Origin of the sequence: Kribbella sp. (assembly GCF_035687465.1) — a bacterium.
Classification (GTDB): Bacteria; Actinomycetota; Actinomycetes; order Propionibacteriales; family Kribbellaceae; genus Kribbella.
Map to the genome: position 1 here is coordinate 1 of NZ_DASRXP010000243.1, position 12,981 is coordinate 12,981.

The 12,981-nt window shown below is 67.2% G+C and carries 11 protein-coding genes; 4 read left to right on the top strand and 7 right to left on the bottom strand.

The window, feature by feature from the left end:
* Positions 1 to 214: 214 nt before the first annotated feature.
* Both VFG33_RS12340 and VFG33_RS12345 read right to left on the bottom strand, forming a co-directional pair.
* Complete coding sequence (locus VFG33_RS12340; protein ID WP_325025692.1) at positions 215 to 1,231, bottom strand: zinc-dependent alcohol dehydrogenase family protein; 1,017 nt, start codon at positions 1,229 to 1,231, stop codon at positions 215 to 217.
* A 57-nt stretch (positions 1,232 to 1,288) separates the two neighbouring features.
* Positions 1,289 to 2,473 carry an acyl-CoA dehydrogenase family protein gene (locus VFG33_RS12345; protein ID WP_325025694.1) on the bottom strand — a complete coding sequence of 395 codons (1,185 nt, stop codon included), beginning with the start codon at positions 2,471 to 2,473 and terminating at the stop codon, positions 1,289 to 1,291.
* Positions 2,474 to 2,631: 158 nt separating this feature from the next.
* Between VFG33_RS12345 and VFG33_RS12350 the strand changes: the two genes are divergently transcribed.
* From VFG33_RS12350 to VFG33_RS12360, 3 genes are read left to right on the top strand one after another with little or no spacing between them, the layout of a single operon-like run.
* The gene (locus tag VFG33_RS12350) at positions 2,632 to 4,227 is read left to right on the top strand and encodes a sugar ABC transporter ATP-binding protein (RefSeq protein ID WP_325025696.1); all 1,596 of its coding nucleotides are present in this window, start codon (positions 2,632 to 2,634) and stop codon (positions 4,225 to 4,227) included.
* Entirely contained in the window at positions 4,224 to 5,201 is a 978-nt protein-coding gene (locus VFG33_RS12355) for an ABC transporter permease (protein WP_325025698.1), read from the top strand. Before VFG33_RS12350 ends, VFG33_RS12355 begins: the two co-directional genes overlap by 4 nt.
* A gap of 25 nt (positions 5,202 to 5,226) precedes the next feature.
* The gene (locus tag VFG33_RS12360) at positions 5,227 to 6,195 is read left to right on the top strand and encodes an ABC transporter substrate-binding protein (protein WP_325025700.1); all 969 of its coding nucleotides are present in this window, start codon (positions 5,227 to 5,229) and stop codon (positions 6,193 to 6,195) included.
* A 24-nt stretch (positions 6,196 to 6,219) separates the two neighbouring features.
* On the opposite strand, the gene VFG33_RS12365 is transcribed toward VFG33_RS12360, so the two are convergent.
* Together VFG33_RS12365 and VFG33_RS12370 are read right to left on the bottom strand one after the other, a co-directional pair.
* Complete coding sequence (locus tag VFG33_RS12365) at positions 6,220 to 6,675, bottom strand: GNAT family N-acetyltransferase (protein ID WP_325025702.1); 456 nt, start codon at positions 6,673 to 6,675, stop codon at positions 6,220 to 6,222.
* Positions 6,672 to 8,060, bottom strand: a complete 1,389-nt coding sequence (locus VFG33_RS12370; RefSeq protein ID WP_325025704.1) for an MFS transporter — start codon at positions 8,058 to 8,060, stop codon at positions 6,672 to 6,674. The genes VFG33_RS12365 and VFG33_RS12370 overlap by 4 nt, the downstream gene beginning before the upstream one ends.
* A 94-nt stretch (positions 8,061 to 8,154) precedes the next feature.
* Here VFG33_RS12370 and VFG33_RS12375 point away from each other — a divergent pair, with 94 nt between their 5' ends.
* On the top strand, positions 8,155 to 8,775 hold the full coding sequence (locus VFG33_RS12375) for a TetR/AcrR family transcriptional regulator (RefSeq protein WP_325025705.1): 621 nt from the start codon (positions 8,155 to 8,157) through the stop codon (positions 8,773 to 8,775).
* Here VFG33_RS12375 and VFG33_RS12380 read toward each other — a convergent pair.
* The 3 genes from VFG33_RS12380 to VFG33_RS12390 form a co-directional block, all read right to left on the bottom strand.
* Positions 8,764 to 10,869 carry a golvesin C-terminal-like domain-containing protein gene (locus VFG33_RS12380; protein ID WP_325025707.1) on the bottom strand — a complete coding sequence of 702 codons (2,106 nt, stop codon included), beginning with the start codon at positions 10,867 to 10,869 and terminating at the stop codon, positions 8,764 to 8,766. The genes VFG33_RS12375 and VFG33_RS12380 overlap by 12 nt on opposite strands.
* Positions 10,870 to 10,872: 3 nt before the next feature.
* Positions 10,873 to 11,784: a dihydrodipicolinate synthase family protein gene (locus VFG33_RS12385; RefSeq protein ID WP_325025709.1), complete on the bottom strand. Its 912-nt coding sequence runs from the start codon at positions 11,782 to 11,784 to the stop codon at positions 10,873 to 10,875.
* Positions 11,784 to 12,981: MGH1-like glycoside hydrolase domain-containing protein (locus VFG33_RS12390; protein ID WP_325025712.1), on the bottom strand; the 1,198-nt coding region annotated here is incomplete at its 5' end. The genes VFG33_RS12385 and VFG33_RS12390, both read right to left, overlap by 1 nt.

Sequence of the window (12,981 nt, forward strand, 5' to 3'; positions counted from 1 at the left end):
CCCACAGCGACCAACGTCGCCCTGGCATCGAGTGCGGTCCAATCACCTTCGAACATGTGCTCGACTTTACGCCGACCAACAGATCCCCGCAAATCAGAACGGGGCCATTTCCCCTTATCCACAAGGCGAAAACATCACATCGGCAACGTCCCAAAAGCTGATAGTCCCACTGTCGCCACCGAGCCCGCCGCAAGCTGCTGGAGCCCGGGGCACCTCACGCACCAGGGAGCATGACCAGCGAGCCGGCAGCCCGGCCGTGGGCGAGGTCGGCCAGGGCCCGATCAACCTGATCGAATCCGACGGTGGTCGTGTGCGCGACGATGCGGACGTTGGCTGCCAGGCGGAGGAGTTCCTCGCCGTCGCGGCGAGTGTTGGAGGTGACGCTTCGCAGATCACGCTCGCGGAAGAGATCGCGGTCGTAGTTCAGCGTAGGGATGTCGCTCATATAGATCCCAGCCAGCGCTACAGTGCCGCCAGATTTCAACGCCTGCAAGGCCGGCGCCACGAGTTCACCGGCCGGCGCGAACACGATCGCCGAGTCCATCGGCACCGGCGGCGCATCCTGGGCACCTCCGACGAACTCAGCGCCAAGCTCGCGCGCCAGAGCCTGATTCTGCGAACCTCGTGTCATCACGAAGATCTCGGCACCCTGAGCCGCGGCCAACTGCGCCGTCAGATGCGCACTGGACCCGAAGCCATAGATCCCCAGCCGCCCACCCGGCGGTAAATTTGCCCGCAGCAACGACCGGTACCCGATGATCCCCGCACACAACAGCGGCGCGACCTCCTCGACCGGCGCCTCCCCAGGCACCAGGTAGGCATAGTCCTGCGGCACCACCGCATACTCCGCGTACCCGCCGTCCGCATCCCACCCCGTGTACTCCGAACGCGGGCACAGGTTCTCCCGCCCGGCACGGCAGAACTCGCACGATCCACACGTACTCCGCAGCCACGCGATCCCGATCCGATCGCCCACCTCGAACCGATCGGCCGCCGGTCCCCGGTCGACAACCTCCCCGACCACCTGATGCCCCGGTACGACGCCCGCCCGCCGCGGCTCGAGATCTCCCTCGGCCAGATGCAGGTCGGTCCGGCACAACCCACACGCCAGCACCCGAACCAGGACCTCCCGCGCAGCCGGTGAAGGCACCGCCCGTTGTACCTGCCGCAGCGGGCCGCTGTCGATCGGCCCAGGCCGCTCCACCGCCCACACCGTCATCTGTTCGGCCATACTCCGACCATCTCAGACACCGACGTGCAACACGATGCAGGTGCCAGGTACCGGTTGTCAGGTATAGAGCGTGAACTTCGGATGAGCGCCGTTGAGGTAGTGATCCCCTACCTCCCGGCGCTTGTAGGCGACCGGGTCATGCAGGGTATGAGTCCGCACATTGCGCCAAAAGCGATCAAGCCCGACCCGATTGCTCGTGGCTCGCGCCCCAGTCACCTCGTACACCGTGCTGGTCACCTTCAGCGCGAGATCGGTCGCCACAACCTTGAGGGCAGCAACCTCGACGGCCAGCTCGCCCCGCTCCTCCCAGGTGAGCCCAGGACCGCGATCCATCGCCTCGACGAGATGATCGGCGATCCGATCCGCCAACGCACCGGTCGCCGCGGTCCCCGCGACCAGATCCCCGTACGTCGCCAGCACGTACGGCTCGTGAGTCGCCTGAGCGATCCCGCTCAGCACCCACGGCCGCGAAATGGACCGGGTGTAGTCCCGAGCAGTCTCGAGCGCGCCCTCGGCGATCCCCAGGTAGAGACTCCCGAAGACAGCCTGGATAGCCGGAGTGATCAGCGAACTACGCGGCGTCGTCCGATCCGACGCCAGAGACCCGATCACATGATCCGCCGGAACTCGCACCCCGGTATAAGTGACGCTGCCACTCGCGGACAGCCGCATTCCCAAGTTGTTCCAGTCCCCACCGAACTCCACCCCAGGCCAGTCCCGCCGTACTACGGCCAGCAGCGGCTCGCCGGTCCCACGGACAGCACCCGCGATCAGCATGACATCACCAACGCTGGCACCGGTCGCGAAGCTCTTCTTGCCCGACAGCAGATACCCATCGCCGTCCGGTTCGAGTTCGAGGTCGGGCTCGATCGGATTCACCGCATCGCCCCACAGGAACTGGCCGGCCGCCGACTCCCGACCGAACGATTCCTGTACTGCGGTGCCGCCGACCAGCCACAGGTTCACCTGGTTCACATAGTGATAGCCGAGCAACTGCGCGATCGACCCGTCAGCCTTCGCCAACTCCCGTACTACGGCGAGTGCGGTCCGCCAAGTTCCGCCCGCACCACCGAGCTCCGCCGGAATCAGCAACGCCGGCAACCCCGACTCGCGCAACAGCTGTGCCTCGGCGACCGGCTCGGCCCCGGCCAGGTCGCGCGCCAACGCGTCCTCCGCTAGAACAGCGGCAACCTCGGCGGCCTTCGCGATCCAGTCCCGATGCTGATCGATGGTGATGGTCATGGCCTCTCCAAGGGTGACGAATCGGCGCAGGGATTCACCCCAACTCTCACATCCGCCCGCGGCCGAACAGCTCGAACCAGCCCTTTCGGCTGACCGATCCAGCCCTTTCGGGCCGCGACGGGGTGTGGCAGACATCGGATCTGTGGTGGAGTATGCGCATGGCGTTCGTGGACGACGACCCGGAGGCAGCGAGCTCCGCGACGCTGCTGCGCGCCGAGGGCGTGAGCAAGAGCTTTCCCGGCGTGAAGGCGCTCTCCGAGGTGCATCTCGACCTGCGCCGGAACGAGGTGCTGGGGCTGGTCGGGGAGAACGGCGCGGGGAAATCCACCCTGATGAAGCTGCTTTCCGGCATCTACCAGGCCGACGAGGGCGAGTTCTTCCTCAACGGCGAGCGCTTCGCGGCGACCAGCCCGCGGCACGCCCAGGAGCTCGGGATCAGCATCATCCACCAGGAGTTCAACCTGATGCCCGACCTCACGGTCGCGCAGAACATCTTCATCGGCCGGGAGCCAAGGGTCGGACGTTTCCTCCTCAGCGAGCGCGCTTTGAACGACAAAGCGGCCGACCTGATCGAGCGTCTGCAGCTCCCGCTCGCCCCGCGCGCCCTGGTCGGCAGCCTCACCGTCGCCAAGCAGCAGATGGTCGAGATCGCCAAGGCGCTGTCGTACGACGCGCGCGTGCTGATCATGGACGAACCGACCGCCGCCCTGAACGACGCCGAGGTGGCCACCCTGCACGAACTGATCCAACGCTTCCGGAGTCCAGACACGGGCGTCATCTACATCTCGCACCGGATGGACGAACTCAAGGCGATCTCGGACCGGATCACCGTGCTGCGGGACGGCCAGTACGTCGCGACCGTCGACACCCGGGCGACCACGATGAAAGAGGTGATCAGCCTGATGGTCGGGCGGACCCTCAGCAGCGAGGCCAGGCCGGAGGGAGTCCGCGAGGACCGCGAGGTGCTGTTGTCCGTCCAGGGCCTGAGCACGAAGGCGCTGCTGAAGGACGTCAGCTTCGACCTACGCAAGGGCGAGATCCTCGGCTTCGCCGGGCTGATGGGTGCCGGCCGGACCGAGGTCGCACGTGCCATCGTCGGCGCGGACAAGACCGAGAGCGGGACCGTCCTGTTGCGCGGCAAGCCGGTACAGATCCACAGTCCGGCCGACGCGGCGCAGTACCGGATCGGCTATCTGTCGGAGGATCGCAAGCAGTACGGGCTGCTGCTGGAGCAGGACGTCAACGCCAACATCACGATCAGCTCGATCGGCGAACTGTTCTCGTCGCTCGGGTTCGTGAAGGACCGGGCGATGCGGGTCGCGTCGCAGCGGTCGGTCGAGTCGCTGCGAATCAAGACCCCGTCGATCCTGCAAACGGCGAAGAACCTGTCCGGCGGCAACCAGCAGAAGGTCGTGATCGCCAAGTGGCTGCTCAAGGACTGCGACATCATGATCTTCGACGAACCGACCCGCGGCATCGACGTCGGCGCCAAGGAGGAGATCTACGCCTTGCTGAACTCCCTGGTCGACGAGGGCAAGTCGATCATCATGATCTCGTCGGAGCTTCCCGAAGTACTGCGGATGGCGCACCGGGTGGTGGTGATGAGCGAGGGCCGCATCACCGGGACGCTCGACGCCGCCGAGGCGACACCCGAGTCCGTGATGCACTACGCGACCCTGCGGCCCGACGAGAATCCCGAGGACGCGGCCGAACTCGGCCTGGAAACCCTGACACAGGAAGAAGGTGAACGGTGACGACGCCGACGACGGTCGCGGGTGCGGTGACGGTCAGCCTGCGGGACCGGCTGCAGCAGTTCCTCGCGTTCGCGAGTCTGCTGGTGATCTTCATCGTCTTCTCCGTCGCGAGCCCCAACTTCCTCACCTACGGCAACGTGCTGGCGATCCTTTACAGCACCGTGGTGATCGGCACCCTCGCGCTCGGCACCACGTTCGTCATCATCACCGGCGGCATCGACCTGAGCATCGGCACCGGGATGGCACTGTGCGCGGTGATGTCCGGCGTGATGATCGTGAACGCCGACTTCCCGCTGCTGCTCGGAGTGCTCGGCACAATCCTGTTCGGCGGACTGCTCGGGCTGATCAACGGGGTCAACGTCGCGCTGCTGAAGATCCCGCCCTTCATCGCGACCCTGGCGATGATGCTGGTCGCCCAAGGGCTCGCGTTGGTGCTCTCGCACAGCACGCCGATCTACTTCAACGACATCCCGGCGTACTCGAAGATCTCCCGCGGCAATCTGATCCCCGACTTCCCGAACGCGGTGATCATCCTGGCCGTGGTCGCGGTGATCGCCGGGGTGCTGCTGAACAAGTCGACGCTCGGCCGGTACACGTACTCGATCGGCAGCAACGAGGACGCGACCGCGCTGTCCGGCATCGACGTACGGAAGTGGAAGATCATCGTCTACACCTTCGCCGGCCTGTTCACCGGTCTGGCGGGGCTGATGATCTCGGCCCGGCTGGGATCGGCGCAGCCCGCCACCGGGACGGGCTACGAACTGCAGGCGATCGCGGCCGTCGTGATCGGCGGTACTTCGCTTGCCGGCGGCAAGGGATCCATCGTCGGCACGGTGATCGGCGCGCTGATCATCTCGGTCCTGAACAACGGCCTGCAGATCCTCTCGATCCCGCAGGAGTGGCAGAACGTGATTCTCGGCTGCGTCATTCTCGTCGCCGTCTATGCCGACATGGTGCGCAAAAAAGAAGCCTGACAACCCGACAAGGAGCTGGATCGACATGAACAGAAGGCGGTTCGGGGCAGTACTGACTGCCGCGGCGATGGCGCTGACGGTCTCGGCGTGCGGCGGTGACGACGACGCCGGTGGCTCGGGCGGTGAGCAACCGTACATCGCGCTCGTCTCGAAGGGCTTCCAGCACCAGTTCTGGCAGGCCGTGAAGAAGGGCGCCGAGCAGCAGGCCGCGAAGGAGGGCGCTCGGATCACCTTCGAGGGCCCGGCGACCGAGGCGGACGTCGAGTCCCAGGTGACCATGCTGACCAACGCGATCGCCAAGAACCCGAAGGCGATCGGGCTGGCTGCGCTGGACAGCAAGGCCGCCGCACCGATGCTGGAGGATGCGAAGTCGAGGAATATCCCGGTGATCGCCTTCGACTCCGGCGTCGAGGGAGACATCCCGGTGACGACGGCCTCCACGGACAACAAGGCCGCGGCGGCCGAGGCGGCCAAGCACCTGTCCGGCCTGCTCGGTGGCAAGGGCAAGGTCGCGATGGTGGTGCACGACCAGACCAGCAAGACCGGCATCGACCGGCGCGACGGCTTCATCGACTGGATGAAGGCGAATGCCCCGGGGATCACGCTGCTCCCCCCGCAGTACGGGGCCGGTGACCAGGCCAAGTCGGCCGACATCACCAAGTCGATCATCGCGTCGAACCCCGACGTGGCCGGGATCTACGGGGCCAACGAGGGCTCGGCGATCGGGGTCGTGAAGGGCGTCGAGGAGGCGAGCAAGAAGGGCATCAAGATCGTCGGCTTCGACTCCGGCAAGGCCCAGATCGACGCGATCAAGGACGGCACGATGGCCGGCGCGATCACCCAGAACCCGGTCGGCATCGGCGAACAGACCGTCGCCGCCGCGATGAAGGTGATCCGCGGCGAAGAGGTGCCGAAGGTGATCGACACCGGCTTCTTCTGGTACGACAAGACCAACATCGACGACCCCAAGATCGCGGCGGTCCTCTACCAGTAACGCTGTTCCCTGGCCGACCGACGCCTACAACTCTTGGGAGTAGGCGTCGGCGGTCCAGGAGGCGTTGACCTTGGTGCGGAGTTTGGCGCCGAGGCGGGCGTAGAAGCGCTGTCCGCCCTCGTTCTCGAGCTGCATCCCCCAGCCGATGGTGAGGCGCTCCGGCAGTGCGAACCGGGCGAGCTCGAGCATCAACTCCCGGCCCAGTCCGGTACTGCGGAACGCCTCCCGCACGTACAGGTCGTCCAGCGCGAGAAAGTCGTCCCCGGTCCACAACTGCGGTCGTCGAAGCGCGGAGACATAACCGGCGACCTGCCCGTCCTGCGAAGCGATCAGCACGATCACCTCGTCACGCCCGAGGAAACGACGCCACTGCTCGACGGTGACCGTGACGAACTCGCCCTCGTTCTGGTGGTCGGCTAGTTCGCCGATCATCGTCCTGATGATGCCCGCGTCCTCCGGGCCGGCGCGACGGATACTCACTGAGCAACCATAGATGGCTTGGGAGCGGGTACGACCAGCAGAGCCAGTACCGCGGCAACCGCGGCCGTGATCGCGGCGAAGGTGAAGCCGCGGGTGAACCCGGTCGCGCTGGTGCCGGCAATGCTCGCAGCCGCGATGCTGGAGACCACCGCGACCCCGAGCGCCGCACCGAACTCGTGGAAGGTGCTGAGGATCCCCGACGCCAGCCCGGCCTCGTGATGGGCGACCTGCGCCAGCGTGGTCGTGGAGGCCGCGACGAAGGCGACCCCGATCCCCGCCGCGCCGATGCTGATCCCCGTCACCAGGACCGTCGAGCCGTCCCAGATCGCGGGAAGCCCAGTGCCGACGGCGGCGATGACCAGCCCGGCAAAGGCGACCAGCCGGGCACCGAGCTGACCGATGGCCTGTCCTGCCGCTTGCGCCCCGACGATCGTGGCCAGCGCCACGGGGAGGAACAACAGTCCGGTCCGCAAAGCGCCGTACCCCTGCAGGTGCTGCAGGTAGAACGAGCCGAGGAAGAAGACCGCGATCATCAGTGCGGTCGCGACCAGGATCAAGAAGGTGCCGGCGGCAACGGGTCGACGGGTGAGGATCCGGAGGTCCATCAGTGGTGACCGGACGACGTTCTGCAGTACTGCGAACACGGCGTACAGGATGATCGCCGCGGCGAGCGTGCCGAGGGTGGCGACCGATAGCCAGCCTCGATCGCCGGCGTTGATCAGCGCGTAGATCGCCGTGCCGGTGCCCGCGGTGACGAGGAGCGCGCCCGGGACGTCGAGGCGCCCGCGACTCTCGGCGGGGCGATCGGCCGGCAGCACGCGGCTCAGCGCGACCAGCACCACCAGACCGATCGGCACGTTGATGTAGAAGACCCATTGCCAGCCCGGCCCGGCGGTCAGCACCCCACCGAGGAGTACGCCGATCGCGGACCCACCTCCGCCGAGGGCCGACCAGATGCCGAGCGCCTTGTTCCGCTCCTCGCCGTGGAAGGTCTTGGTGACCACCGACAACGCTGCCGGCGAAAGGATCGCCGCACCGATGCCCTGGGCGATCCGGCCGCCGATCAGCAGGGCCGCGCCACTCGCCAGCCCGGTGGCGAGGGAGGCCGCGACGAACACGACCAGTCCGGTGAGCACCACGCGGCGAGCGCCGAACAGGTCGGCGGCCCGGCCTCCGAGCAGCATCAGGCCGCCGAACATCAGCGTGTAGGCGCTCACCACCCAGGTCAGGGTGTCGCGCTCCAGGCCGAGGTCCGCGCCGATGTGCGGGAGCGCGATGGCCACCACCGTGACGTCGAGGATGAGCATGAACTGCGCGACGCCGAGCAGTGCCAGCGTCCGCCACCGGCGCGGGTCCGCGGCCGTGGTCTCGTGTTCGCCGGCCATACCGGCACCTCCTTGTCGAGTAACTCGAACATGATTGTTCGAGTTATGTGAGGTACCGTAACTCGTACACCCCTGTTCGACAAGAGGAGGCTAAATGGCGGCCACGCAGTCCGGAGTACCGGCCAAGCGAGCGGACGCGCAGCGCAACATCGCGGCGATCCTCGAGGCCGCGCTGGAGACCCTCGGCCGCAATCCGGAGGCCAGCGTCAGCGAGATCGCGAAGGCGGCCGGCGTCGGCCGGGTCACGCTGTACGGTCACTTCCCGTCCCGGGCCGAGCTCGTCGAGGCCGCCTTCGCCCGCGCGATCGAAGACGGCCACGACGCCCTCGACGGCGTCGACCTGAGCGGTGATCCCCGGGACGCGCTGAGCCGGCTGATCGAGTCGAGCTGGCACCTGGTCGACCGCTCCCGCTCACTCCTGCTAGCAGCCCAGAGCGTGCTCCCGCCCGGCCGCATCCGCACCCTGCACGCCGAGCCGGCCGAGCGTGCCGAACGCCTCGTAGAACGCGGCCGCACCGAGGGCCAGTTCCGCACCGACCTGCCAACCACCTGGCTGGTCGGCATCCTCCACAGCGTGATGCACAGCGCCGCCGACGAGATCAACGCCGGCCGCCTGACCCCAGACAAAGCGGCCGCTTACATCACCGCCACAGTCCTCGCCGCCTTCACCCCTCCCGGCCAACCAGTCCCAAAATCTGGCGAGCTAGAGGCGTAGGCGGACCGCGTCGGCGACGACGACTCCGTCTGTGTCGTTGCTCAGCTCGATCGTGGTCAATCCCGCGGCCAAGCGATACTTGCCGAGCGACACCCAGGATCCACCGCGTGGCTCCGGCACACCGGCCACTCGCTGGTCGACGCGCACGACGCTGGTTCCGCCCTGGTGGGTGATCGTGTACGGCGCGTTGCTCGCCCGGTTCTCGTGCGCGGTATGGGAAACCTGTACTTCGTACTCGCCGTCGCGGGGGACCACCAGGCGCCACCCGACGGCCCGTTCACCCGTCCCGGCCGGGACAGAACGGTAGTTGCCACCCCGGTACCCAGGCACGCCGGTCCCCGCCGCCCAAGCAGCACCTCTGATGGTCAGATAGCCGAGCTCGTCGTTGTCGACCACCACTTCGTCGCTCGTATCGGCCGACCACGGCGCCTGCAACAGACTCAGGGAGTCGAGCGAGACCAGGGTGCCGCCACCGCGGCCGGGACCGGAGGCAGTGAATCTGATCTTGTGTCGTCCATTCTTAAGCTCAACAGCTCCGAGTCGCGCGACGTCGTAGCCGTCGGCTCGGTCCGCCGTCGTGTCCAACACCGCGGTGCCGAGTTGCTTTCCGTCGACCGTGACGGTGACCAGACCGCCGGCGGCCGGCCGGAAGTACCTCAACAGCAGCTCGTACGACGCTCGCCGCCGGACGTCCACCGTGTACTCGATATAGGCGCCGGTGCGGTTCGGTGTGAAGACGACCCGACTTCCTTGCCTGGCGACCGGATCCGCGACGGCTGCCACGGTTCCGTCGTACGCCCGAGCACCACCGGCGAGATCAACGATTCGCTCATCGAGGCGAGGACCTCGGTGGAGACTGTCTCGGCCCTTGGTGAGCCATTCCAGCGAGAAGCGGCAGATCGCCACCCGGCGCGGGAAGCTCGGGTTGTCGCCGTCGCAGCCGTAGACGAGCAGGATCGTCCCGTCGGAGAGCCGGGCGAGTTCGGAGTAGTACGACCGACCCTCGTTGATCACCCGGCTGTACCGGAACGAGTGTGCTTCGTCGTAGCTGATGGAGACCGTCATATTGGTCCGCACCGGGGAGTCGGGGCGGCTGAACAACACCCGGTCCACGTCGGGCCTGCCATGCCCACGCGGTCCTCCCGTGTAGCGCAACAAGCTCGCATCCACGGCGTTGAAGGTGCCGGTGGACCCGTCCAGGCGTGGCGGCGACCAGGTCAGCCCGCGGTCCTTGCTGACAGCAACAATCCGCTGCCGGTTCCCACCTGACGCGGCGCGGCCGTTCACCAGTACCGTGCCGTCCGACCGCTGCAGCACCCTGGCCTCGTTGATCGGGTAGTCGACGGAGACCGGCACCTCGCCCGTGGTCTGCCAGGTCGCGCCATGGTCATCGCTGTAGATCGACGCGACACCGTAGTACCGCTGCTCGACGGTGTTGCCGATGATCACCCTGCGATGCGAGCAGTTGAGGAGCAGGCGTCCGTTGTCGAGCTGGATGCCGTGACCCGGCCCGGGTCCGTGCAGCGCCCAGTCGTAGGGGAAGTGGTCGAACAGTCCGGACATCGACTTCGGTTCGCTCCACGTCCGGCCGTTGTCGCCGCTGGAGATCATGTAGAGGTCACCGATGTCGCCGGAGCAGCCGGTGTTCTCCGGCAGCAGGATCGACAACATGTAGAAGAGGAAGATGCCGCCAGTGGTCCGGTCGACGACGAAGGCCGGGTTGCCCCACGACTGGCCGTCGACGGACGCGACCAGGGTCTGCGTCGATTCCCAGGTGTCGCCGCCGTCCTCGCTGCGCCGTACCAGCAGGTCGCGTGGACCGGCATCGCACACCTCGTGCCGGCCCTCGGTGGCGACCAGGATCGTGTCGTCCGGCAGGACGGCGAGTCCGTGGACGTGGTAGCTCTTCAGCGGGTCGACGGTGTTGTCCCACAGCGTGGTGTCGTCGAATTGGACCGGCTGCGGGTTGCGGTGCGACGGCGATGCGCTCGCCGGAGTACCGGCGCTGGTGGTGACTGCGGCGGCCGCTGACAGCGCGGCCACTCCGAGTCCGAATGTCCTGCGGTCGAAACGGGCGGGTTCCAATGGGCTCACGACTTACCTCCGGGTCAAGAGCTGGGGTTCCTCATTGCTGAGCAGGGCGATCAGGTCGCGTCGTTCGGCCTCGGTGCAGGGCAGGAGCGGCGCGGCGACGTACGGCGGGCAAAGCTTGCGGTCGGCAAGCACCGCCTTGATCGCCGGCACCCCCGGCCGGATCGAATGCAGTTGGACGAGCCGGTCGATCACTCGCTGCGCCTCCACGGCATCGGAGGCCCGCCCGGCCGCGTGCGCGGCGACAAGCTCAACCGCCGGGCGGGCTGCCAGGTTCGCGATGCCTGGAACGATGCCGTCGGCACCGAGCCGCAGGGCGGCCAGCAGTTGCGTCTCGGCACCCTGGCTCACTCCGAAGTCAGACCGTCGACGAGCCGCCGACACGATGTGACTCAGCAGGTCCAGGTCGCCAGAACTGTCCTTGATGCCGATGACCTGCGGCATGCCGATCAGTACGTCGATCAACGCCGGGCTGAGCGGATTGCTGTAGCGCGGAGCGTTGTAGGCGACCAGAGGAACGCCGAGCTCACCCACCGCGGCGTAGTGGGAGACGATCTCGTCGTCCCGGTGGTGGAAGTAGATGGGCGGGCTCAGTACGAGGGCGTCCGGCCGGGCGTCCGCCACGGCCGCCGCCCGCTCGAGCGCCTCCGCCGTACCGGCAGCGGTCACGTTGCACAGCACCGGCCCACCGGTCAGCTCGCGCCATCGCGCAGCCGCCTTCCCGGCGAACTCGGCCAAGGCTGAGATCGGCAGCAACGGCCCCTCTCCGTTGCTGCCGAACAACATCAGGCTCCGCGCGCCAGCAGCGGCCAACGCGTCGAGCAGGTCGTCGGCATCGGTGGGCTGCCCGGGCGCGGACATCGGAGTGACGAGCGGGATCATCACCCCGGCAAGAAGCTGCTTTCCGTCGACCGGCATCAAGACCCCAAGCCGTTGAAGAAGCCGACCTCGCCGCGGTCCATCAGGACGATGAGACTCAGCAGCGCACCCCAGGTCTGGAACGGCTCACTGTTGGGCTTGTCGCAGGCGCCGCCGTGGATGCTGGAGTAGTTCTCGTGCACGTGGCGATGCTGGTTCCACTCCTTCAACACGAGCCTCGAACTGCCATCCGCCAGCCACCCGGCCGCGTCCTTCTCCCCGGCGCGCAGCAATCCCAGGTAGACAAGGAAGTTCACCGGCGGCCAAGCACGCCCCGACCAGTAGCTGCCTTCGCTCAGGTCAACCGGCTCGCGGCGCGGCGAGGACGGCAACACCCATTCGCCGCCGAAGCCGTCGTCGGCGAGCAGCTGCCCATCCACCATCCGGCGGGCCCGCTCCCCCAGGCCGACTCCGGCCAGGAGCGGGTAGAAGCTCATCGTCGACAGGCGTTCCGTCGGCAGCCCGGTGTCGGTCCGCCTGCTGCGGTAGATGCCGCTCGGCTCGTCCCACAGGGTCTCCATCGCCGCCACCACAGCGTCGTGCCGCTCGCGCAACTCCGCGGCGGCCTCCCGGTTTCCGAGGACGTCCGCGATGTCGGCCAGCGCCTCGCAGTCGGCGGCGTACAGGCTGTTCAGTCCGACGTCATGCGCGGCCAGGAGGCTCTTCGTCTTGTCGAACGGGATTTCGTCGAAGGCCGGATGACCGTCCCAGCCCGACTCGCAGGTCGCACCGAAGTGTTGGTGGATCCGCGGAATGTCTTGTGGTGAAGGGAATTCCGGGTCGAAGTACGTCGAGCCCGCAGACAGCAGCTCGCCGTCCCGACGCACCCTCCACCACCACCGGTTCCAGGACAGCAAGGGCTCGAACGTCTCCTCCAAGAACCACTTGTCCCCGAACCGGTTGTACAGCTCCCGCACCACCATCGAGCCGACCTGCGGCTGCGACCCGTCGTACGTCTTGCGGCCGGTGCCCTGTTCGACGTTCGGGACGAAGCCTTCCGGCGTGAGCGCGCGGAGCATCTCGACCGTGTTGACGTAGGCAAGCTCCTTGCTCGACACGGCAGCCAGGAGCGCGTTGAAGAAGGCGTCCCAGCAGAACAACGCGTAGCCACCACGCTTGCCGACGTTCCAGAGCCGGCTGACGGTGGTGATCACCCTCGCCTTGGACGGCTCGTAGATCGTGTTCCAGGAGATGGCG